This window comes from Corynebacterium ulcerans (assembly GCF_900187135.1).
Taxonomy (GTDB): domain Bacteria; phylum Actinomycetota; class Actinomycetes; order Mycobacteriales; family Mycobacteriaceae; genus Corynebacterium; species Corynebacterium ulcerans.
Genome location: NZ_LT906443.1, coordinates 33,938 through 56,372 on the forward strand (window position 1 = coordinate 33,938; position 22,435 = coordinate 56,372).

The following is a 22,435-nucleotide window of genomic DNA, read 5'->3' on the forward strand; positions in this document are numbered from 1 at the left end:
GGAGAGGGCACGCTGCCTTCTCCCCTCACTCAGTTAGTGCATCAGCAAACGGAAGCACATGATGAACATGATGATGCCGATGGCTATGTTGATGTAGCGCCAAACTGTCGGACGAGCAAGTACATGCGCAAATCGGAGTGACGTAAATCCGATGAATGGGAACCATACAAAGCTTGCCGCGAGAGCACCGGAAGCGAAGACCCAGCGCCCGGTTTCTCCATGCTGATTCGCGATGCCTCCGAGCATCACTAAAACGTCGATGTAAGCGGCAGGGTTAAGCCACGTAAAAGCAAGCGCTGCCAAGACGGGCTTGGCCCAGGGACGGGGGTCGTGTGCCTTGTTCTGCTGTTCCGTGGAACGTCGTGAAGGCGTTCCTATACGCGTTTTAGGGGCAGTAATCAGGCTAGAGCTGCCGTGTTGCTGGGAATACATTTCGGAGCTTTCGGCGTACTCGGGCTCTGATTCTTCCACAGTGAGGGCGTCGCCACGTCGTTTAAGAGCGTCCCTCCAACAGCTAATACCGAAGTACAAGAGATACGCGGCACCGAGCCACTTCAACGCCACGAGGGCTACCGGCGCGCGTTCCACAAGCGCACCAACGCCTGCTGTGCCACCAAAGATCAGGATGACATCGGAAATGATGCAGACCAGAAGCACGGCCAGGACGCCCTCACGTTTGACGCCCTGTCTAATAATGAGAGCATTTTGCGGGCCGATGGCAACAATAAGGGACAAACCCATCAGGAATCCAGCGATTGCAATACTCATGTCTCAAGAATGCACCGTGCAGTAATGTTAAGTAAAATGAATGATTTTACACTTGGTTTAGAATAGCTTCATGAACCCACTTCACCTGCAAACATTGTCCGCGATTATCGATGAGGGAAGCTTTGAAGACGCAGCCTCCATTTTGGGGGTCTCGCCGTCCGCGGTAAGTCAGAGAATTAAGGCGCTAGAGAAAGAGATTGGCCGGGTGGTCATTCGTCGAACCTCGCCTCCTACTCCCACCGATGCGGGCACGATCCTGCTCCACACCGCGCGCAGAATGGAACTACTACAGGCTGAGGCAAACGCTCAGCTCCACGAGCGTATCGACCGCGTCCCGCTGACCGTGGCAGTCAACGCGGATTCGTTATCTGAGTGGTTTAAGCCAGTGCTTGCCGACGTCGCACGATGGGATTCAGCTACCTTGCATGTTCGGGTCGACGACGAGGCTTATTCGCTTGACCTTCTCAAACGTGGAGATGTGCTCGGTGCAGTTACCGGTGAGGCCAAAGCTGCATCGGGTTGTGAGTCAATTGCGCTGGGAGCATTCCACTACGTATCAGTGGCAAACCCATGGCTTTTAGATCGCTACACCCATCAAGATGGGACAGTGGACTGGAATACGATGCCGGTGCTGCGTTTTGGCCCACGGGATGCGTTGCAGGATAGAGATCTTGAACGCAGGTTAGGTCAGGTACCGCGTCGGCGTCGAGTGTCTGAAATACCTTCTGTAGAAGCGTTTTTCGAAGCGGCTCGGGTGGGGTTGGGGTGGGCATTGCTGCCGGAATCTCAGGCTGCGCCTTTGCTGGAAAGTGGTGAAGTGGTCATGCTGGATTCCACTGTTTTTGAAGTGCCGCTGTATTGGCAGCGGTGGCGGCTAGAGTCGCCGTCCCTTGACCGACTTACGGAGTCGGTCATCTCGGCTGCGTCGCAGGTATTGCGCCCCATGAGTGGTGCAGCGTAACGGGATATTAGGAGTGAGGAGTGTGCGCCTGTCCGGGGACGGGATTTTTTAGACACTCTGAGTAGGAGAGTGGAGTGGGGAGTGAAACACCTTCACGGAAAGGTGTGCCGTCGAAAGCTTCCCGATGATGCTCTGTGAAGAATTGGGCAAAGTCGGGGCCATTGGGCACGATCTGATTGGGGTTTATGTCAGCATGGGTAATGTAGTAGTGCTGCTTGATTTCATAGAAATCGGTGGTGTCGCCGAACCCGGGGGTTTGAAAGAGATCCCGTAGGTATCCCCAGATCATGGGCATTTCCGTAATTTTATTGCGATTGCACTTGAAATGACCGTGGTATACCGCGTCGAATCTGATGAGCGTGGTGTAAAGGTAAATATCTGCGAGCGTAATATGACGGCCTACGAGGTATCTCTGGGAAGAGAGCCGCTTTTCGATGATGTCGAGAGCGGAGAAAAGTCGATCGTAGGCTGCATCATAAGCTTTTTGAGTTCCCGCAAATCCACATCTATAGACTCCGTTGTTGATCTCGGTGAACATAAACTTTGTTAGTGTGTCGATGTCTTTGCGCAGCTCTAACGGGTAGAGGTCTGGCGCGCCGGGACGCTCGTATGCGGACCATTGATCGTTAAGATCGGGCACCATGCTGGGGTAATCGTTGGTGATTACTTTTCCTGAAGCAATCTCGACGATCACCGGAACGGTGATCCCGCGTGAGTAATTGGGGAATCGCTTGAGGTAGGCGTCGCGAAGCCTTGGTATGTCGAGGACAGGATCAACTTTTCCTGGGTCGAGATCGAACGTCCAAGAGCGCCAATCGTGGGTTGGTCCTGCTAACCCAAGAGAGATAGCATCTTCAAGACCTTTCAGGCGGCGTGTGATTACTGCTCTGTGTGCCCACGGGCAGGCTCGGGCAACGATGAGGCGATAACGTCCAGGCTCAACGGGCCAGAGCGTTCGACCGTCTTTTTGCGGCGTGGGGTGGTCAACGGTGGAGAGAATGCGATCGTCGATATAAAGGGTGTCGCGTTGGAACTCTCCGCCGTTATCTTTGGATGTGTAGCTTTCGTAGCCGTCGAAGTCTTCACTGTGTGTGCTGGTGTTCTCTGGTTCCTCTTCTGGGGAATTGGGATGTAAGGGTGCTGGTGACATGTCATCAAGTATAGATTTTTTAATATTAAATTCGTGATAAAATCCCGCTAAAGGCGTGAGATTTTTTACATGCAATCGTTGGCATGAACTGTTACGTTTAAATCATTCGTTGGCATGAACTGTTACGTTTAAATCATTATGAATATGAGAACCAATAACCTGCCCCGTGCAATAAAACGAGCGTTTATTCGTGCGACGATCCTGTCCCTCGCGATCGTAACGAGCATTGGTCTGTTTTCTGGAAATCTCACAGATGCTTTTAGCCAGTGGGTATCCAATGCTGATGCTGCAGATTCGCAGGATGCGCCCCTACCTCTCATTGACGCGCAACCGCTCCCGGCTCAAGAGGCGCCTCAAGAGGGGATCGCCCCTGAAACTTTCGTGGCAACTGCCGATGCCGCAACGCTGGAATCGCTTCCTATCGACGATGCCCTCGGGGGAAAACCAATATACAACCGGGACCACTTTGGTCAAGCCTGGAGTGATGACGTGGATGTTGAAGGTGGGCATAATGGTTGCGACACCAGAAACGACATCTTGCGTCGAGATCTCACCGACATAGTTGTTCGGAATAAGACCAGAGATTGTGTTATAGAAAAAGGAAAATTGGTAGACCCTTATACCGGAAGCACTATTAACTTTGTCCGCGGTGGAAAGAAAAAACACGGCGTAGATATCGACCATATCGTTCCGTTAGCCAACGCTTGGTACGCCGGCGCATACACGTGGGACGAGCAAAAGCGTCGTAACTTTGCCAACGATCCGATCAACTTGGTGGCCACGTCGCTGGAAGCAAACCGCATTAAGAAAGCAAAAACTGCAGACCAATGGATGCCATCAAATAAAGCATTCACATGTGAGTACGCACAGCGTCAGATCCGAGTAAAGTCTTTGTACGCTCTTACCGTAACAACCCGAGAAAAAGCTGCCTTAGCGGGAGCATTGAAGTCCTGTTCCTAGACTATCTGCCCGGATGCATCTAAAATTTAACGTCCGGGCGCGCCGAGGACTTCCCCTCTTCTTCAAGTTTTTCGCATATTCTGGGGCGCATGAACGACAATGCCAAGCCCGACCGTGCTAGCGATCTTGACGACGAGATCCCCACATACCAAGCCCCCTCCGCGTCATCGCCACGTGAAGAGTCTCCAGAATCTCCTCAGGAACAACCTTCACAGAAAACTGTAGATCCCGTAGACCCTGCCAAGAGCATTTATGAACGCGCGGGACGTGTGGCACCTCAGTCGATTCAACCCTCAACGCGAAGCGACGCTGCCCCTGAGCCCGCGCGTGTGCAGCCTCCGCATGTAGAAAAACCTACTGAGAAGGAAGAGCGTGTCGACGCTACCCCTCACAAAGAATCCACACCGGAAGCTGTGTCGGATTCTCCTCTCATAGAACCGCCTCGCGATGCGGAAAAGGTAGTGGCCGATGAGCCGGCTACTGTCTCGCAGAAGCCTTTAGCTTCGGAGAATGATGCCGCAGACGCTAAACCTGCCGTGACACCAGAAGTGGTTTCTCAAGCAAAGGTGCAGCATCCACCCACGGAGTCTTTTAGTACAGAGCCTGTGGCAAAACAGCCTATGCCTGCGGAAGATAAAACCACTGTGTTTAGTGCGGCGCCGGCTGCTTCGACTGACCCAGTGACTCCGGTTGCTCCAGCTGCTCCGGACGCCCCTGTCGCAGAATCTGTGATTCCTAAAACTCCGGGAGAGGAGAAGACAGCAGCCCTGGGGCGGGATACTCAACGCCATAGTCAACCGCTTGCTTCGGACGCTCCCACCTCGGTATACCGAGACCCTGCTCCTACTGAGCGTGCGGCGTATATGGATGAGGATTTCGCACCCGCTGTGCCTCCGGTACCACCTGCGCAGCCTGCGGCGTCGCCAAGCACGGTAGTAACGCCGGCGCCGGTAGCAGCACCTGCTACTACCTCCTTTGCTGAATCCCCGGTTGAGCAAGCACCTGTGGTTGCATCAGCACCTCCGGTTGCGCCAGTAACACCGCAGCCGGAACCGGTAGACACACACGCTCTTGCCGTTGCAGCTAAACGCGGAACAATCGATTTTGGTTTGCTTGTGCTGCGCGTCGTTTTTGGTGCTTGGTTGATTTTGGATGCCGTCCAAGTGTTCTTTGCTATGGGAAATTCTGGAGGAATAAACGGCCTGCAGGATCAGTTCTCTTCCTACGCTTATGCCAGCACGTTAGCTGTTGCTGTACCAGCTATGGAATTGGCGGCAGGTGTTTTCCTCGTCTTTGGTTTGCTTACTCCAGTCGCTGCTGCTGTGGCTACTGTTGTGACGTCATTCCTCACGGTGCATCATATTGCGAGCGCGGAGTCGCTGAATCTCCTCGACCTTAATGATTCCATCTGGTTTGCATTCTTCCTCACCACTATCTCGCTGGTGCTACAGTTCACTGGCCCGGGCCTTATCTCCTTTGATGTAAGTCGGAGTTGGGCTAAGCGGCCACTTGCTAGCTCGTGGGTCTTTGCCATCTTAGGAATCGCCGGAGCAGTGGCATTGTGGTGGTTCGGAGCCGCCGTAAATCCACTGGTCTAAACCAAGGAAAGCACTAAAGACCCTGATCTCCAGGTTTCCGGAGGTCAGGGTCTTTTCTTGTGTAATTGTTAATCTACGTGACGTACCGCGCCTTTGTCTGCTGAGGTCGCCATTTTGGCGTATGCGCGCAGAGCCTTGGATACGGGGCGCTGGCGGTTTTGCGGCTTCCACGGTTTTTCCCGTGCGTTCATAGCTTTACGACGCCGCTCGATGTCATCCTCAGCCACATCTAGACGTAACAGTCTTTCCTGAATATCAATCGTGATCTGATCGCCATTTTCGATCAGACCGATGAGTCCGCCATGAGCTGCTTCAGGAGAGATATGGCCGATTGATAGTCCTGATGTTCCTCCCGAGAAGCGGCCATCGGTGATCAGCGCGCATGCTTTGCCTAGGCCAGCACCTTTAAGGAATGAGGTTGGATGAAGCATCTCTTGCATGCCGGGGCCACCAGAGGGACCCTCATAGCGGATCACCACCACGTCGCCGGGTTGGACCTCTTTATTTAGAATGATGGAGACGGCTTCTTCTTGGCTTTCAACCACGCGAGCGGGACCAGAGAACGTCCATACGGATTTATCAACTCCGGCAGATTTTACTACCGCGCCGTCGGGGGCGAGATTGCCACGCAAAATAGCTAAACCTCCGTCAGCAGAATACGCATGGTCAACATCATGGATACATCCATTGGCGGTGTCTAGATCGAGCGAATCCCAACGGTTTGATTGAGAGAATGGCTCAGTAGTGCGTACGCCTCCAGGAGCTGCATGGAATAGCTCGATGGCTTCTTGTGAAGGGTTATTGCTGCGTACATCCCAGTCGCCAAGCCACTCATCCAACGATGAATAGAGGACAGAGTGGACAGTTTTTTCTAGTAGGCCGTTCCTGTGGAGCTCCCCAAGGATGGCTGGAATTCCTCCGGCTCTGTGGACATCTTCGATGTGGTAACTGCCATTCGGGGCGACTTTAGATAAACAAGGGATCCGGTGTGATAACTCATCAATATCTGCGAGCGAGAAATCGACGTCACCCTCCTGCGCTGCGGCCAGCGTGTGGAGAACCGTATTAGTTGAGCCGCCCATTGCCATATCAAGGGCCATCGCATTGAGAAATGCTTCTTTTGTGGCTACGTTACGGGGGAGTACTGACTCATCTTCTTGGCCGTAGTATCGCTGACACATGTCCACAATTATGGTGCCTGCCTGTTCAAACAGCTGCCTACGTGCAGTATGCGTAGCCAGCGTAGTGCCGTTACCTGGCAAAGAAAGCCCGAGTGCTTCCGTTAAACAGTTCATTGAGTTAGCGGTAAACATTCCGGAACAGGATCCACAGGTAGGGCAGGCAGACTCCTCAATAGTCTGCAATGAGTCGTCGTCTACGGCTTCATTAGCTGATGCAGTGATGGCGGTGATTAAGTCGGTCGGAGCATGTGCTATCCCGTCAACCACTACGGCTTTGCCAGCTTCCATGGGGCCGCCAGAGACAAAAATGGCGGGGATGTTTAAGCGCAGTGCGGCATTGAGCATCCCAGGAGTGATTTTGTCGCAGTTGGAAATACAAACCATGGCATCGGCAGTATGCGCATTCACCATGTATTCCACCGAGTCCGCAATAATCTCCCTACTAGGAAGGGAATAGAGCATGCCCCCGTGCCCCATGGCGATACCATCGTCCACCGCGATCGTGTTGAATTCCTTGGGAACTCCACCCGCTGCTCGAACTGCGTCGGCAACGATATCGCCAACATTTTTAAGATGCACATGGCCGGGAACAAACTGCGTATAGGAATTGACAATCGCTACAATTGGCTTCCCAAACTCGTGCTCTTTAGTTCCAGTGGCCCGCCAGAGGGCGCGAGCGCCCGAGGCATTTCGACCGACAGTAGTGACGCGTGAACGGAGTGGAAACATGCTGTTCCTAACGTGTGGGCTGATTGTATAGATATAGTGCTGTGCTAGACGCGTTGTGGCAGGGGAGAGCAGTGAGCACTTGTTTCAACTGCTGCTCTCTTAGCGAGGAACCCAAGGAAAGTAGGGGGAGCTCGTGCGGCCTCATTATGGGTGGATGAGGCGGCGACGATTATTCCTACTCTGTAGGATAGCTCATCTCATAAAGCTCTGTGACTAGGACTCGTCGCGATTTTTTGCAGCCTCGCGTCGTTCAAACTCTTCTTTTGTGAGCATTTCTTGGTAGCCGTCACGATGCACGATAACGACCTTATCGTCTGCGGCCTTCTTGCCTTGGGATAAGACATCAGGAATACGTCCCGCAGATGCTTCCTCTAACCGGGGGAGCGAATTGAACGTAATCGCAGGTAGCGGGAAGGCCTTATGTGTGGTCTTGAGTATGGCTCGGGACCCTTTGAACTCGATCCCCTGAATGTCTTCCCAAGCCGCATGAGCGGGAGCCTGGAGAAAGTACTTAGCCGTAATGCCCGAATCATCGACTATGGTCTTCGTCCTGAGTACCCAGATAATAAAGAGTACGGGGAAGGCTAATAGCCAGAACAAATAGAGCGGTGCTGCGCCGATGATAAGGAGGAGCATTGCAGCCATAATGCCAGCCGCCAAGATATGGGTGCGCTCTTGGGAGAAAACAACTTTTGTTTTTGGCGATTGCGCACCGGAGGATTTAGTGGGATCGGCAGGGGAGTCAGCTGAAGATTTTTCGCTCATGGGAAAACATCCTAATGGACAGGGAATCAACGGGGTGGTCTGCCGCAGCTCTTAAGGCGTGACTACGTGCGAATTATGTGTACCCGCATCGGTTGTGCCGCCTTCTGCCTGCGGATCTGCCCCTGGGGCAGGGCCTGTTGAGTCTGGCGGAAGATCCTGTGGACTTGTGGGGCTTGCTGGTTCTTCTGAAACACCTCCACTTGAGCCCGAGCTACCGTGTGGAGCAGGGGGTGGGGTTTCTGAAGAAGTTTGTTGGCTTGAGGTCTGAGGTACTGATGTCTCAGTTGTCTTTGGCGCGGGGGTGGTTGGAGGCGCTGGTGGCGCAACGGGGGTTGTGGGCTGTGGTGATGGTGGGGCCACACTACGGGAATTCTGATAAGCGTCGTCAGGCTCTAGCGTGAAGCCCTTGAGTAAAACTATGAGCGCAAAACCGATAACAAGCATAGTTGTGGAGACTCGGGTACGGCCCCCGACTGTGAGAATTCGACGCCACGTTGTCGTGGAAGAATCGGATGAGGCTCTTGGTGATTGTGCGTCTTTATCGTGGATTCCTTGATCGGTGGAATTTTGCTGCTCGTTAGTAGAAATGGCGGCATCCATGAGTCCGGTTTCTACAATCGCAGGATCTTCTTGTGCATGATCGCCGCGGTTCGGTGATTGGGCGTCGGGAAGCTCCGTGGTGCGTGGCTTTTCTGCGGGTGCGATAGGGGAAGCACCTGGGAAAACCTTGGTAGTCTCGGAGTTTTCTGCGCTAGTCAGGGGCCGGGAGATCTCGTCTGTGGAGCTAGTCGACGCAACCGTCCTCGGGGTGTCCGTGTTGGCGATTATTGCTGGACGGAAGAGTGAATCGGCGATATCTGAAGGCGAGGAAGTCTCAAGTGTGTCTGCCCGGGAGCCTGTAAGAGTAGGTGCAGTGCCATATTCTTGCCAGAATTCATCAATGATGGAGGTACGAATCGCGCGTTCCACAAGCCACTGAGATCCTGGATTGACCTGGCATACAAAGCGCATATCTACTGTCCAAGGCTGGCCTACTGTGCTGGGTTGATGCACAGCAACAGAGGGGTGCACGCTGAGTTCGCCGAGTACTTCTGGTGCAATGTCACTGCGGCGTAAAGCCCGTTGGGTAGCGTGCGTTGAACGTTCTATGGCTTCTTCGATTGAATCCGAACCGAGGAGGGGGATAGGCATGGTAACCACTGCGCTCGACCAATAATTTGAGTTATTGATGGATACCCCGGCTTTAGAGTTGGGGATGATGACGGTTTCCTCTGCGAGCGTTCTGATCCTCGTTGCACGCATCGTGATCTGGATGACCGTGCCTTCAATTGTGGTGGCTCCGCCTTCAAATCGAACCCAGTCGCCCACGCCGTAGTGCTTCTCACTCAGGATAAAGAAGCCTGCAAGGAAATCGGCGATGATGGATTGTGCGCCTAAACCGATTGCGGCAGAGGCTGCTGTGGCAGGGATGGCGGCACCGGCGAGCGTAAAGCCGATTTGTTGCAAAACAAAAACAAAGATCACAAAGTAGGCGATCATCTGCGCGATGTAGATCATCACGCCGGCGAAAGCAAGATGTGCCTTCGACTCATCCTCATGCTCGTCTATGACCTTCTTTTCCACGATGCGCATGGCTAAACGCCCAAGGCGAGGCACAAGAAAGGCCAGGAAGGCCAAGATCAGGAGGTTAAGGCCCGTGTCGATGAACCAGTCCCACGTTTGGTGCAAGAGGAATTGAGTTCGCATGACTACCGAGGATAGCGATGTTGGTGGGGTTGGTGGGTGTGCTAGTTCTTATGTGTGAATAGGGAAGTGACCCACACCATATGGGGGTAAGCTAAGGAAAAACGCCAACATTCCATTGTGTGGCGTGTAGTATCCCATCCTATGAACATTATTCGACTTGTAGTGCTATCCGAGCGGCGCCTGCCGTAACGGCCACCAAGTCGTAACGTAAGCGCCCTCGCCAGCATCACAAGTGCTGATCGGGGGCTTTTTTCGTAGCGGACCACCATCATCCGCTTAATGTTCAACTATTGAATAAGCAGATCGTTTAAACCGGCAACTAATGGTTTTAGCGGTGCTGTGTATTGGCATATGACCTAGTCCAGGCAGCCAAGCCTTTGGCTAGATCCGAGCAGAACATCCGTAAACAATCAAGGAGCTAGAAGTCGTGGCAGCCTCCACAAAGACCACAAAGACCACATCTTCGGTCCCGCCTTCTCCCGCTGCGATGGCTAAGCGGTCCCAGTCACAAAGGCCTGAGCGTATGACAGGTGCAGAGGCGATCGTGCGATCGCTTGAGGCACTGGGTACAGACATTGTCTTCGGCCTACCCGGTGGAGCGGTCCTCCCTCTTTATGATGCGTTGTATTCCGCCCAAAAACTAAGGCATGTTCTAGTCCGACATGAGCAAGGGGCCGGGCATGCTGCAACGGGATATGCGCAGGCAACTGGCAGGGTTGGGGTTTGCATCGCTACCTCTGGCCCAGGGGCGACTAACTTGGTCACACCTATTGCTGATGCAAACTTGGATTCAGTGCCTCTCGTCGCTATTACCGGCCAAGTAGGGCGTTCGCTTCTAGGCACAGACGCTTTCCAAGAAGCGGACATCCGCGGTATTACCATGCCTGTGACTAAGCACAACGTGATGGTCACGGATGTGAATAAGATTCCGCAGGCGCTAGCGGAAGCTTTCTATCTTGCGCAGACCGGTCGTCCAGGTCCAGTGCTTGTCGACGTCCCCAAGGACATCCAGCAAGCAGAGGTGGACTTCATATGGCCTCCAAAGATCGATCTTCCCGGGTATAAGCCTGTTAGTGTGCCCCACAATCGGCCAATTGAGCAGGCAGTAAAACTGATATCTTCTGCGCGGCGACCTGTCCTCTACATCGGTGGCGGAGTTATTAAGGCTAATGCCGCAGAGGCTTTGCGAGCCTTTGCTGAGTATGCCCAGATCCCAGTGGTTACAACCCTTATGGCCCTAGGTTCTTTCCCTAGCTCGCATGACCTGCACATGGGGATGCCCGGAATGCACGGCACTGTTCCAGCGGTGGGAGCAATGCAGATGAGTGATCTGTTGATTGCTATCGGCGCTCGATTTGATGATCGTGTCACTGGAGCTTTGAATTCTTTTGCACCGGACGCGCAAGTGATTCATGCGGATATTGATCCTGCTGAAATCGGGAAAATTCGTTCTGTTGATGTCCCGATAGTGGGCGATGCTAAAGAAGTTCTGGAAGCGCTTCTTAATACATATAAGGCTTCTCAAGCTGCTCTACCTCGTAGTGCTCGCTGGTTGAAATATTTGGCAGGTTTGAAAGAACATTTCCCTCGCGGTTGGGAAAAGAGCGAGAACGGCTTGATCGAGCCTCAGCGAGTTATCAGGGAATTATCCAAGGAAGTTGGACCTGATGCTATCTACGCGGCAGGTGTAGGCCAGCACCAAATGTGGTCGGCGCAATTCTTGGACTTTGAAAAGCCCCGTACCTGGCTTAATTCCGGTGGTTTAGGAACGATGGGCTACGCCATCCCTGCTGCTCTCGGAGCCAAAGCAGGGGCTCCCGATACTGAAGTATGGGCTATCGACGGTGATGGTTGTTTCCAAATGACTAATCAAGAACTTGCTACGGCTGCTGTGGAGGGCATGCCGATCAAGGTTGCTTTGATTAACAATGGAAACCTGGGGATGGTGCGCCAGTGGCAGACTCTGTTCTACGACGGAAATTACTCCAACACTAAATTGCGCGAAAAAGATAACTACATGCCTGATTTTGTTGGGCTCGCAGAAGCCCTTGGCTGCGCTGCTTTCCGCGTTACGCGCGCAGAGGACATCGTTCCGACAATCCGTAAGGCGCGAGCTATTAATGACCGTCCGGTGGTGATCGATTTTATCGTGGGCGAGGATGCCCAAGTGTGGCCTATGGTTGCGGCTGGTCACTCAAATTCGGATATTCAGTACGCCAAGGGACTTCGTCCCTTCTTTGATGGGGAAGAATCTGCTGCGGAGTCTCCCGATGAGATTGATGATTTGATCGAAGAGGCAACTTTATTGTCCTTGGAAAAGCAGGCGAAAAGAAACCTTGCCCCGCGGGAACAAATCTAGGAGATGGTGATGACTAATAAGGATATTTCTCGCCATATCTTGAGCGTTTTAGTCCAAGATACTGACGGCATTACGTCTCGCGTTGTGGCGATGTTTACTCGCCGTAGTTTCAGCATCGTGTCATTTGTCTCGGGAAAGACTGAAGAGCCCGGTGTTAACCGCTTTACCATTGTTGTAGACGCAGACGAAGTAAATATTGAGCAGATCACTAAACAGCTCAATAAATTAATTCCAGTACTTAAAGTGGTACGGCTAGAAAAAGAAACCACTATTGCCAGAGCCTTGATGCTGGTTAAGGTGGCTGCTGATGCGTCGAACCGCCCGCAAGTAGTTGATGCCGCAAATATCTTCCGCGCTCGAATCGTGGATGTTGCACCTGACTCGGTTGTCATTGAAGCGACAGGCAACAAAGGAAAACTCAACGCCCTTTTGGACGTGCTTGAACCTTTTGGGGTGCTGGAATTGATTTCATCCGGGCAGATTGCCCTGCATCGCGGATCAAAAACAATGGCGCCAGGTAACCGGTAGCTCTTGGAAATAGAAGTATTTCAGAACCCGGTATGTGCTTCAGATTTCTCTAGCTTTGGAAAACATTTCTTCATTTCCACGTCGCACTATCCGCTGCGTGGGTTGATAGCATAGTTGTAACGGAAAGGTATACATCATTATGGCAATTGAACTTCTCTACGATGCAGACGCAGACCTCTCTTTGATTCAGGGACGCAAAGTAGCCGTTATCGGTTATGGATCACAAGGACATGCTCATGCTCAATGTCTCCGGGATTCTGGGGTTGAGGTTGTTATTGGTTTGCGCGAGGGCTCCAAGTCTGCAGAAAAAGCGGAAGAAGCTGGCTTTGAAGTAAAAAACAATGCCGACGCTGCGCAGTGGGCGGATGTCATCATGATTCTGGCTCCGGACACGTCTCAAGCAGAAATCTTTAAGACTGATATTGAACCCAATCTTCAGCCAGGTAACGCACTGTTCTTCGGCCATGGCTTGAACATTCATTTCAATCTGATTGAGCCAAGCAGCGACATCACAGTGGGTATGGTCGCTCCAAAGGGACCTGGTCACTTGGTTCGTCGTCAGTTCGTCGACGGCAAAGGCGTTCCGTGCCTGATCGCTGTGGATCAAGATCCACGAGGTGAAGGCCGCGACCTTGCGCTATCCTATGCAGCCGCCATTGGTGGAGCACGTGCTGGAGTTATCCAGACTACTTTCCGCGAAGAGACTGAAACAGACTTGTTTGGAGAGCAGGCTGTTCTGTGCGGTGGGCTCGAACACCTCATGATGAAGGGCTTCGAGGTTCTTACGGAGGCTGGGTACGCTCCGGAGATGGCTTATTTTGAGGTGCTGCACGAGATGAAGTTGATCGTTGACCTCATCTGGGAAGGCGGCATCGAGAACATGAATTATTCGATTTCGGAGACCGCAGAACTGGGCGGATACATGGCAGGGCCACGAATCATTACGCCTGAGGTCAAGGAGAACATGAAAGCAGTTCTCGCAGATATACAATCTGGAAAGTTTGTTCGCGATATGGTCGCAGACGTAGAGGCTGGTCAGCCAAAGCTGAAGGCGTATCGCGAGGAAATTGCAGCGCATCCGATTGAGGAGACCGGTACTAAACTGCGTGATCTCATGAGTTGGGTTAAAAACCCGCTCGATGCGACGGCCTAATACATAAAAAGGGAGCACCGCGACTAGGTAATGAAGTCGCGGTGCTCCCTTTTTTTATTGTGCTATCTGTGTTCCCTCATTAGAGGCGAAGGACATTTTTGACAAGGTGCCACACGCCACCACCGATAAGCGTAAGAATGCCTGCAATGCCGCCGATCCACGCGAAGACTTTGCCCAGTATGCTTCCGCCATCAGTGCCTTTAACTACGACGGTAAGGGGCAGTTCTTTTTCCATATATTCTTTTGTGCTTGGGTCTTTCATCTGAAAACTTGTGACGAAGGTGCCAGGCTGATTGGCTGCAGTATAGGAGTATTCGTAGGTTATATGAGCACCTGCGGTGCCAAAAATGCTAGTACCATGCGTTATAGATTCGATTGTTTGTAAATTTTTTTGCTCAAATGTTCTGTTAGGGAGTTTGTCCAGGGATTCTACAGAGGTCTTTTCTGGTTTTCTAAAGAAAATGGTTTTCTTTCCAGTGCTCGGGTCGAAAGAACCGATAGGTGAGAGGTGCTCCATAAAATCGGTAAAGGCAATATTGTTTCTTGGGATTTTTAACTCGAGTTTGACGTTAATGGTGTCGCCTGGATTCACTGTGACCGTTTTGCCGTCTCTTGCTTGAGTTTCATCTTGGGGAGTGGTGACAGTGATACTGCGGATGAGAGTGGCGTTGCCGAACTTCTGAGTGCTTGTACTGATGGTCGTGGCTGCACTTTCCTGCTGTTGTGCCTGGGCTACGGGAGAAGCTGTTGTGAACAGTGCGACAGCAAGAATTGGGGTTAAGAAGCGTTTTATACGCAGCATGTAATTTTCCTTAAAAGCAATTGAGAACATGTCAACAATTAAGGTATAGCACAGGTTGAATTTAATAAAATGACAGAAGTGTGATTTTCGTTTCAGAAAGATCCCCAGGGGTGATGCTCGATATTTTCAATAATTTCATTTAATGGAAATTTGGTGTAGGGTCAAGCGCATGCATAGGGGACAAGGATCAGAGGAAAAGACTGGCTCTCGTAATGGTGGGCATCATGATCATGCGCACGAGCACAAGCACACGCACGAGCATGGGCATGGTCACGATCACTCTCATGGACACGTTCCATCGAGTATGAGGGCACTTCTGACTGTTGTTGCTGTTACTAGTGTGTTTTTCCTGGTAGAGCTGCTGGGCGGCCTCTGGACTGGTTCTTTAGCTTTGCTTTCCGACGCAATGCATATGCTTTCTGACTCCACAGGTTTGATCGTTGCTCTTGCTGCCATGCTCGTAGCTCGGCGCCCTGCTTCTGTAAAAGCCACCTTTGGTAATAAAAGGGTTGAGGTTATAGCTGCGTTTTTTAATGCTGTGGCAGTTTCCGTGATCTCCGTATGGATCGTGGTGGAGGCTATTCAGCGATTGGGTCAGAAAACTGAGATTGATGCGCCGCTTACTCTAGCGATCGGAGTGGTCGGTTTGCTGGCCAATATCGTGGGAGCGGTCCTTCTGCATGGGCATAAAGATGAGAGCATCAACGTCAAGGGTGCCTACTTGCATATTGTGCTAGACATGGTGGGCTCTCTTGCCGTGATTGTGTCGGCAACCATTATCTATCTCACGTCGTGGCTGTGGGTGGATACGGTGGCCTCGCTCGCGATCGCGGCGCTCATCTTGCCAAGGTCGTTGGCTTTGGCATGGAGCGCGCTCGGTGTACTGCTGGAACGAACTCCTGCTGGCTATGATCTTGATTCCATTGCAGAAGGCCTACTGGGTATTCGCGGGGTCGTGGAGGTACATGACCTTCATGTGTGGACCATAGACGGGCATGAGGCGATGGGAACGTGCCACCTTGTTGTCGATGAGCATATTGATGCAGGTTGTGCCCCTCTCGACGCAGCACAGGACTACCTTAAGAACATGGGCGTCGCACACGCCACGATTCAGATTGAGGAGCAGGGGCATGATGCTCACGAGGATTATTGCCACCGTTTCTGATTGATACAAACCACGCATCAAGGGCTCGGGTAGAGGCTTAACGTGACGATGTGTAGGAAGCGTTGCGCATCATATGTTTCGGACTCTGCACCTACGGGCTGTGATGACTAGAATCATGCCCATGGGTTTTTCTACGCCAAGCTATGATCTTGCAGACTTGTTTAACCGCATTGATCGCGGTGACCTGCAACTACCGGATTTTCAACGTTCGTATTGCTGGGACGTGGATCGGATTCGTTCGTTACTCGTTACCGTACTGCGAGGCTATCCGGTCGGCGCGCTGATGGCGTTAGATACTCGAAACGAGCCCATGCGATTTAGGCCGCGGCCCCTTCAGGGAGCGCCGGAGCATCACGTATCACCGGGGCTTTTGCTTCTCGACGGGCAACAGCGCCTCACCTCCCTGTATCAGTGCTTGCGTGGCGAGGGGCTCGTGGAGTCAGTCGATTTCCGCAGCAAGAATGTTCGTCGTCGTTTTTATGTGGATGTAGAAAAAGCTGTTTCCTCGGAGGTTATGCCGGACGAGGCCGTAATTTCTGTGGATGAGTCGGGCGTCGTTCGTTCCCACTTTGCGGAGACTCCAGAAGGTGGCATCACTTCACGCGAGGCGGCGCTGGCTCATGGCTGTATCCCAGTGTCAGCTTTGTTGTCGGATGAGGCTACGGACATGCTCTTTGACATGGCTGCTGGGGCAGACGCCCAGGCGCGCGATAATGTTCGCCGCTTTAACAATAAGGTGGTCAAGCCTCTTGCCGGCTATTCGATTCCAATGGTGCGTCTCGACCGGGCAACCGCCCAGGGCGGCATAGGTTCTATCTTTGCTCAGGCAAATTCTTCTGGCATGCAGATGGATGTGTTTGAGCTTCTTACCTCATTGTTTGCTGCGCAGGATCCCGATTTTGATCTTCTAAAAGATTGGGAGAAAACCGACGAGGTGCTCAGGAAGTACCCGGCTTTGGACGGGATAGGAAAGACGGAGTTTCTCACTGCTGTGGCGCTGTATGTCTCTGCGCGCAACGGTAAAGCGAGTGCACAGCGGGAATCCATCCTGAAATTGAGTGTGGCGGACTATGCTCCGGCAGCCAAAAAGATGCGTGCGGCATTCCATGAGTCAGCTCATTACATGAGCGAGCGGTGCATTTTATCCACCTCGCAGGTGCCTTACGCACCACAGCTGATTCCCCTTGCCGTGATTATTGCGCTGCTGGCTGAGGAACCTGGCCTGCTGTCCAAGCAGGAAGCGTGGAACCGTCTAAACCGGTGGTTCTGGTGTGGGGTCTTTGGGGAGCTGTACGGTTCGCCAGCGCTTACTGTCCGCATGGGAACTGATGTGGATGAGGTCACCTCTTGGATCCGGGCAGCTGAGGCTGGCAAGGATAATGAGGTAGAGACTCCAAAATCTATCCGTAATGCCCGGTTTGTGGAATCGCGGTTGCTCAGTGCTGGTCCCGAGTCTGGCCTTTATAAAGGAATCTATGCCTTATTGATGGGACGAGGCGCGCGGGATTGGCGTACAGGACAGGCCTTTGATCGGCATAATGCGGCGACCTTGGGAGTGCACTTCCGTCCGGTTTTCCCGGAGGTATGGTGCGATGACAATGACGTGGACCGAGTGCTGGCTGACAGCGTGTTAAATTACACGCCGATGGGCCGTCGCACGTACGTGATGATAGAAGGATCTTCTCCTGCTCGTTACCTGGCGAGGATCCAATCCAAGTCCTTGATGGACGATCAGGAGTTTGATGAGGTACTAGTCACGCACATGATGGACCCACATCTTGTGTTGAGCGCGAATGCCAATGAGTTTTTCCGAGACCGGCGCCAACGCTTGATCGCTATGATCGAAGAGGCTATCGGTGGCTCTGCGGTGATGGACGTCGATGAGGAGAACTTGGGTGGCGGCGAAGAAGGTCCTGATGCCTTCCGCCCGCAGTAAAAAGTGTCTTATCGTCAGGACATGGGGATACGGCGCGCAAGGCTATGGATTCGGGGTTTATGTTGACGCCGTATGAGAATCCGTTGCGTGGTTTTTCACAGAAAGACCTGGCCGCGCGCGGCTTTCTTGTCCTTGTTGTGGCCATGCTTCTTGTCTCGTGTTCAACGTCGGCACGGCGGGCAGAACAAAGCAAGAATGCGCTCGTCAATTCGGTGCTGGAAGAAGCTCGAGTGCGCAATCTCAACCGTCACGTGGCATCGAGTTTTATACCCGAACCACAGGTGGTCGGCACCCCTTATGATTCGGGCGCAGCAGCATCGCAGTTGCTTTTCGACGCCTCCGATACGGTTGTCGTCTCTGATTCCGCGATGGCATCTCAACTGCGTGCCTCCTCAATTGCGGTGGTCGCCCATGCGCCAATGCTGACCATGACCGATCAATCGCGGGCGGAAGTCATCGCGGAGATTGGCCGGTTGGGTGCCAGGTACGTGCTGGCCGTAGGCGATGTGCCGTTGAGCTCTGTGGATGGGAGCCGTCGGGTAATCAAAGACGATGGTTCTTTTGAGGCATTGGGCCGACTGACCTCGCTAAAGTTTACGCCGAGGAAAATTTCGGAGGGGGAGGCGCTTGAAAAGGTAGCAACACTCAATCCTGCGGATATTGCCCTTTTGACGCTAGAAGACTCTCCGCAACCTCCGTCAGGTCCGAGTCAAGAGAAGATTATGGCGTTTCCTCTGCAATCAAAAAGGGATGCGGAGGCGGCGCCCATCGTGATTGCGAGTCCGGAATCTGGGATTGCTGCCGTAGCTACTGCCAGATCCTATGGCGCCACGATCAGGGTGATGCCCGTCGCTGATCCTAGGCATAGCGAAGAGACGATGTCGATGGTCGCAGGCCTTTCCGATGAAGCACTCATTGCTCTAGGGTCTCAGTTTGGTACGGCGGAAAACTTGGCCAAGGTCATTCGTTTTGGGGAGAAGACGCGAGTGTGGCCTCACAGCGGACATGGGCTTGTTTTCTCTCACCAGCCGGTCGTTGCGACGTGGGCTGTGAACAAACGCTCAGATAATACAAGCGATGCTCAAGCTTTGTATCTTTCAGAAACGCATGGTTCCTTTGACGGCCAGGACATTCGTTCTGCCAAAGAATGGGCTCAGGGGCTAGAAGAACAAGGAAAACGCGGATTTTTGGTTATTGATCCAGAGGTTGCTGGTGGCGTCGCAAAGCTTGCTGCGCTCAAGGACATACTTATGTTCCCTTCAATGGGCGTGGCCGTGAGTGCAGAGCGCCATGATGGTTCGGTTACGGATGCTGCGGCTTGGCTCGATCGATTTGTGCGCGAGCATGGGCTGCCGCAAAAGGCTCTGGTGGTGTTGAGCCAATCACCAACGTCGCTTCCGGAACTGCATTATCCAACGCTTGCCCCGGTGGCTGGGACCTGGTTGCGCTGTGTCTCGGATGAGCAGGCGGGGGAGATCGGGCAGAGCTTTGAACGTCTTCCGCAAGGGTGGCTCGGAGCGGTGCTCAAGGATCCTGAATGTGGGGAGGAATCTGCACTTCCTGAGGCAGCAGAGCTTCTACATTCCCCCCGACTTGGGCTAATAATTTCGCGCTAGGCGAGCGTCATATCGGAAAACTGTCGACCAGTAGGTTCTGGTAGGACTCCTCATCTACACTGTGGAGGTCGCACGCCAGCGAACCGGCGTGGGCCCGGGTATTGTGGCGCGGTCGTGTCAGAGTATCCGGACAGTACGGATCGAGGAGAATACCGTGAGCCAGAATGGCCGACCTGTCGTTCTAATTGCAGATAAACTTGCGCAGTCCACCGTCGATGCTCTGGGTGACTCGGTTGAAGTCCGGTGGGTCGATGGGCCCAAGAGGGAAGAACTCCTTGCAGCGGTTACCGATGCAGATGCGCTGCTAGTGCGTTCTGCAACCACTGTGGATAAAGAAGTATTTGATGCGGCGTCGAAACTCAAGATCGTCGGCCGTGCGGGTGTTGGACTAGACAACGTAGACATTGCCGCCGCTACTGAACGCGGAGTCATGGTTGTTAATGCCCCCACCTCAAACATTCACTCTGCGTGCGAGCACGCAATTTCCCTCCTACTCTCTACCGCTCGGCAGATACCTGCTGCGGATGCGTCGCTTCGCGGACAAGAGTGGAAGCGTTCCTCGTTTACGGGCGTGGAAATTTACGGGAAAACCATAGGAATTGTTGGATTCGGCCACATCGGTCAGCTTTTCGCTCACCGACTCGCAGCCTTTGAAACCACAGTTATCGCCTATGATCCTTATGCAAACCCTGCCCGCGCTGCTCAGCTCGGCGTGGAATTGGTTGACCTGGAAGAGCTGATGGGACGTTCAGACTTTGTCACCATCCACCTCCCCAAGACCGCAGAAACCCAAGGGATGTTTGACGCGGAGCTGCTGGCTAAAGCCAAGCCGGGGCAAATCATCATTAATGCGGCGCGCGGCGGCCTGGTCAACGAGCAAGCGCTTGCCGACGCCATCACCTCCGGACACATCCGTGGCGCAGGATTCGATGTGTTTGCTACCGAGCCATGCACCGACTCACCGTTATTTGCGCTGCCGCAGGTTGTGGTCACTCCGCATCTGGGTGCCTCAACCGTGGAGGCTCAAGATCGCGCAGGAACGGACGTGGCTGAATCTGTGCTCAAAGCACTGGCTGGCGAGTTTGTCCCGGATGCAGTGAACGTGTCCGGTGGCCGAGTCGGCGAGGAAGTTGCGCTATGGCTAGACCTGGCTAGGAAGCTGGGGCTGGTTGCCGGCAAACTGCTAGATAAAGCTGCGGTTGCCCTGGAAGTTGAGGCTCGCGGTGAGCTTTCCACGGAAGACATTGACGCCCTGGGGCTCTCCGCCCTACGCGGTTTGTTCTCCGCAGTGATAGAAGAGCCTGTCACGTTTGTGAACGCCCCGAGAATCGCTGAAGAGCGAGGAGTAAAACTTGACGTCACCACGGCGAGCGAATCCCTTACGCATCGCTCTGTTCTTGAGATCCGAGCTATTGGGGCAGACGGCGAAGCCGTATCCGTGATCGGTGCTCTCACGGGTCTTGAGCATGTGGAGAAGATCGTGCGAATCAATAAGCGAGGTCTGGACCTGCGCGCGCACGGCTTCAACGTCTTCTTCCAATACACCGACACGCCTGGTGCTTTGGGCAAGGTTGGAACTGCCTTCGGCGCAGCGGGCTTTAATATCGACGCCGCTGCATTGTCTCAAAACTCTGAAGGAACGGGTGCAACGCTTGTGCTGCGCATAGACAAGCCTGCCTCCGAGTCACTGGTGGACACAATTGCGCAGTCAATCGAGGCAGAATCCTTTGCCGTAGATTTTGACGCCTAATCGCACTCTGCGATCTCCACTAGATCCCACCGTATCCCCGCTTATCTCCTGAAACTGCCTTTATGCATCGCAATAAGCGGGGGTATCTCTTTTACGTGGACGTGAGACCCCAAGAACAGGGGGATGGTATGCCGCTTTGGTTAGTAGGAGGTTAGCGGCACCATCAATAGGTTTGATACACTGCCAGAAACATTCCACAGTGTGAGAAAAGGGGTTCCGCAATATGAAATTAGCGGTTATTGGTGGTGACGGAATCGGTCCCGAGGTTACAGCAGAAGCACTCAAAGTTCTTCATGCGGTACGCGATGACATCCACGTCACCAATTTTGACCTAGGGGCACGTCGATACCTGCGCACTGGAGAACTTCTCACTCAAGCTGACCTTAATGAACTACGCGAACACGACGCAATCCTGCTGGGCGCCATTGGCGCGCCGGGAGAAGTGGCACCAGGAGTTTTGGAGCGCGGTCTTTTGCTTGCCATGCGGTTTGAGCTGGATCATCATGTCAACGTGCGCCCCTCAAAGCTGTACCCAACGTCTACGTCTCCGCTGGCTAACCCGGGCGACATTGATTTTGTCGTGGTGAGAGAGGGGACAGAAGGCCTGTACTGCGGAAATGGTGGGGTGCTACGAAAAGGCACGAGCCATGAGGTCGCTTCCGAGGTCTCACAAAACACCCGCTATGGCGTAGAAAGAGTGGTTCGTGATGCATTCCGGAGGGCTCAGGAGCGCAGGAAACACCTGACACTGGTGCACAAGACTAACGTCTTGGTTCATGCAGGGGATCTATGGCAGCGCACGGTAGATGAGGTTTCTCGGGAATTCCCAGAGGTGCAGGTAGATTACAACCATATTGATGCCGCCACGATTTATATGGTTACCGACCCATCGCGTTATGACGTCATTGTGACGGACAACTTGTTCGGAGACATTCTTACCGATCTCGCGGGTGCAGTGACCGGTGGAATTGGTCTTGCGGCTTCCGCAAACATTGATGCAAGCGGCGCTAATCCGTCGATGTTTGAGCCTGTTCATGGCTCAGCCCCAGATATCGCTGGCCAGGGTATTGCAGATCCTACGGCGGCGATCCTTTCTGCGGGAATGCTTTTGCGTCACCTGGGAGACGAGGAAAATGCTTGCCGAATCGACGCTGCGGTTGCTGCGGACGTTTCTGCGCGCGCTGACGCAAAAATTGTGACCTCAGAGGTAGGCGATCGCATCGCAGCGGCACTGCGCGGATAGAAGAAGCACAGGGGCGAGTAGGAAA

At 53.2% G+C, this 22,435-nt stretch carries 17 protein-coding genes; 11 read left to right on the top strand and 6 right to left on the bottom strand.

What is annotated here, in order from left to right:
* Nucleotides 1-33: 33 nt before the first annotated feature.
* Nucleotides 34-768 (bottom strand): LysE/ArgO family amino acid transporter, encoded by a 735-nt coding sequence (locus tag CKV68_RS00170; protein ID WP_095075361.1) that lies wholly within the window; start codon nt 766-768, stop codon nt 34-36.
* A gap of 70 nt (nt 769-838) precedes the next feature.
* Between CKV68_RS00170 and CKV68_RS00175 the strand changes: the two genes are divergently transcribed.
* On the top strand, nt 839-1,729 hold the full coding sequence (locus tag CKV68_RS00175) for a LysR family transcriptional regulator ArgP (protein ID WP_095075362.1): 891 nt from the start codon (nt 839-841) through the stop codon (nt 1,727-1,729).
* A gap of 7 nt (nt 1,730-1,736) precedes the next feature.
* Here the strand turns inward: CKV68_RS00175 and CKV68_RS00180 are convergent, their stop codons facing one another.
* Nucleotides 1,737-2,879: a glutathione S-transferase family protein gene (locus CKV68_RS00180; RefSeq protein WP_095075363.1), complete on the bottom strand. Its 1,143-nt coding sequence runs from the start codon at nt 2,877-2,879 to the stop codon at nt 1,737-1,739.
* A 138-nt stretch (nt 2,880-3,017) separates the two neighbouring features.
* Between CKV68_RS00180 and CKV68_RS00185 the strand changes: the two genes are divergently transcribed.
* Nucleotides 3,018-3,839, top strand: coding sequence for an HNH endonuclease family protein (locus tag CKV68_RS00185; RefSeq protein ID WP_095075364.1), 822 nt, complete (start codon nt 3,018-3,020; stop codon nt 3,837-3,839).
* 89 nt (nt 3,840-3,928) lie between these two features.
* Nucleotides 3,929-5,437 (top strand): DoxX family protein, encoded by a 1,509-nt coding sequence (locus CKV68_RS00190; protein WP_095075365.1) that lies wholly within the window; start codon nt 3,929-3,931, stop codon nt 5,435-5,437.
* Nucleotides 5,438-5,505: 68 nt separating this feature from the next.
* Here the strand turns inward: CKV68_RS00190 and ilvD are convergent, their stop codons facing one another.
* The 3 genes from ilvD to CKV68_RS00205 all read right to left on the bottom strand — a co-directional run bounded on the left by ilvD (nt 5,506) and on the right by CKV68_RS00205 (nt 9,858).
* Nucleotides 5,506-7,347 carry a dihydroxy-acid dehydratase gene (gene ilvD / locus CKV68_RS00195; RefSeq protein ID WP_095075366.1) on the bottom strand — a complete coding sequence of 614 codons (1,842 nt, stop codon included), beginning with the start codon at nt 7,345-7,347 and terminating at the stop codon, nt 5,506-5,508.
* A gap of 213 nt (nt 7,348-7,560) precedes the next feature.
* Nucleotides 7,561-8,112, bottom strand: a complete 552-nt coding sequence (locus CKV68_RS00200; RefSeq protein ID WP_014525649.1) for a PH domain-containing protein — start codon at nt 8,110-8,112, stop codon at nt 7,561-7,563.
* Between the two features lie 51 nt (nt 8,113-8,163).
* Nucleotides 8,164-9,858 (bottom strand): mechanosensitive ion channel family protein, encoded by a 1,695-nt coding sequence (locus tag CKV68_RS00205; RefSeq protein WP_095075367.1) that lies wholly within the window; start codon nt 9,856-9,858, stop codon nt 8,164-8,166.
* A gap of 487 nt (nt 9,859-10,345) precedes the next feature.
* Between CKV68_RS00205 and CKV68_RS00210 the strand changes: the two genes are divergently transcribed.
* The 3 genes from CKV68_RS00210 to ilvC all read left to right on the top strand — a co-directional run bounded on the left by CKV68_RS00210 (nt 10,346) and on the right by ilvC (nt 13,898).
* Nucleotides 10,346-12,217: an acetolactate synthase large subunit gene (locus tag CKV68_RS00210; RefSeq protein WP_230478269.1), complete on the top strand. Its 1,872-nt coding sequence runs from the start codon at nt 10,346-10,348 to the stop codon at nt 12,215-12,217.
* 9 nt (nt 12,218-12,226) lie between these two features.
* Nucleotides 12,227-12,745, top strand: a complete 519-nt coding sequence (gene ilvN / locus CKV68_RS00215; protein WP_013911321.1) for an acetolactate synthase small subunit — start codon at nt 12,227-12,229, stop codon at nt 12,743-12,745.
* A gap of 139 nt (nt 12,746-12,884) precedes the next feature.
* Nucleotides 12,885-13,898 carry a ketol-acid reductoisomerase gene (gene ilvC / locus CKV68_RS00220; RefSeq protein ID WP_014525652.1) on the top strand — a complete coding sequence of 338 codons (1,014 nt, stop codon included), beginning with the start codon at nt 12,885-12,887 and terminating at the stop codon, nt 13,896-13,898.
* A gap of 79 nt (nt 13,899-13,977) precedes the next feature.
* Here ilvC and CKV68_RS00225 read toward each other — a convergent pair whose 3' ends face one another.
* Nucleotides 13,978-14,730, bottom strand: coding sequence for a hypothetical protein (locus tag CKV68_RS00225; RefSeq protein WP_231910441.1), 753 nt, complete (start codon nt 14,728-14,730; stop codon nt 13,978-13,980).
* Nucleotides 14,731-14,869: 139 nt separating this feature from the next.
* Between CKV68_RS00225 and CKV68_RS00230 the strand changes: the two genes are divergently transcribed.
* The 5 genes from CKV68_RS00230 to CKV68_RS00250 all read left to right on the top strand — a co-directional run bounded on the left by CKV68_RS00230 (nt 14,870) and on the right by CKV68_RS00250 (nt 22,410).
* Nucleotides 14,870-15,865 (top strand): cation diffusion facilitator family transporter, encoded by a 996-nt coding sequence (locus CKV68_RS00230; protein WP_095075369.1) that lies wholly within the window; start codon nt 14,870-14,872, stop codon nt 15,863-15,865.
* 121 nt (nt 15,866-15,986) lie between these two features.
* Entirely contained in the window at nt 15,987-17,801 is a 1,815-nt protein-coding gene (locus tag CKV68_RS00235) for a GmrSD restriction endonuclease domain-containing protein (protein ID WP_095076201.1), read from the top strand.
* 59 nt (nt 17,802-17,860) lie between these two features.
* Complete coding sequence (locus tag CKV68_RS00240; protein ID WP_231910442.1) at nt 17,861-19,417, top strand: hypothetical protein; 1,557 nt, start codon at nt 17,861-17,863, stop codon at nt 19,415-19,417.
* Nucleotides 19,418-19,571: 154 nt separating this feature from the next.
* The gene (gene serA / locus CKV68_RS00245; protein WP_095075371.1) at nt 19,572-21,167 is read left to right on the top strand and encodes a phosphoglycerate dehydrogenase; all 1,596 of its coding nucleotides are present in this window, start codon (nt 19,572-19,574) and stop codon (nt 21,165-21,167) included.
* Nucleotides 21,168-21,390: 223 nt separating this feature from the next.
* Entirely contained in the window at nt 21,391-22,410 is a 1,020-nt protein-coding gene (locus CKV68_RS00250) for a 3-isopropylmalate dehydrogenase (protein WP_095075372.1), read from the top strand.
* The last annotated feature ends 25 nt before the right edge of the window (nt 22,411-22,435 follow it).

Bases quoted from the DNA above. Each gene is read 5' to 3' on its own strand.
- CKV68_RS00170 (WP_095075361.1), bottom strand. From the start codon at position 768: ATGAGTATTGCAATCGCTGGATTCCTGATGGGTTTGTCCCTTATTGTT.
- CKV68_RS00175 (WP_095075362.1), top strand. From the start codon at position 839: ATGAACCCACTTCACCTGCAAACATTGTCCGCGATTATCGATGAGGGA.
- CKV68_RS00180 (WP_095075363.1), bottom strand. From the start codon at position 2,879: ATGTCACCAGCACCCTTACATCCCAATTCCCCAGAAGAGGAACCAGAG.
- CKV68_RS00185 (WP_095075364.1), top strand. From the start codon at position 3,018: ATGAATATGAGAACCAATAACCTGCCCCGTGCAATAAAACGAGCGTTT.
- CKV68_RS00190 (WP_095075365.1), top strand. From the start codon at position 3,929: ATGAACGACAATGCCAAGCCCGACCGTGCTAGCGATCTTGACGACGAG.
- ilvD (WP_095075366.1), bottom strand. From the start codon at position 7,347: ATGTTTCCACTCCGTTCACGCGTCACTACTGTCGGTCGAAATGCCTCG.
- CKV68_RS00200 (WP_014525649.1), bottom strand. From the start codon at position 8,112: ATGAGCGAAAAATCTTCAGCTGACTCCCCTGCCGATCCCACTAAATCC.
- CKV68_RS00205 (WP_095075367.1), bottom strand. From the start codon at position 9,858: ATGCGAACTCAATTCCTCTTGCACCAAACGTGGGACTGGTTCATCGAC.
- CKV68_RS00210 (WP_230478269.1), top strand. From the start codon at position 10,346: ATGGCTAAGCGGTCCCAGTCACAAAGGCCTGAGCGTATGACAGGTGCA.
- ilvN (WP_013911321.1), top strand. From the start codon at position 12,227: ATGACTAATAAGGATATTTCTCGCCATATCTTGAGCGTTTTAGTCCAA.
- ilvC (WP_014525652.1), top strand. From the start codon at position 12,885: ATGGCAATTGAACTTCTCTACGATGCAGACGCAGACCTCTCTTTGATT.
- CKV68_RS00225 (WP_231910441.1), bottom strand. From the start codon at position 14,730: ATGTTCTCAATTGCTTTTAAGGAAAATTACATGCTGCGTATAAAACGC.
- CKV68_RS00230 (WP_095075369.1), top strand. From the start codon at position 14,870: ATGCATAGGGGACAAGGATCAGAGGAAAAGACTGGCTCTCGTAATGGT.
- CKV68_RS00235 (WP_095076201.1), top strand. From the start codon at position 15,987: ATGGGTTTTTCTACGCCAAGCTATGATCTTGCAGACTTGTTTAACCGC.
- CKV68_RS00240 (WP_231910442.1), top strand. From the start codon at position 17,861: ATGTTGACGCCGTATGAGAATCCGTTGCGTGGTTTTTCACAGAAAGAC.
- CKV68_RS00250 (WP_095075372.1), top strand. From the start codon at position 21,391: ATGAAATTAGCGGTTATTGGTGGTGACGGAATCGGTCCCGAGGTTACA.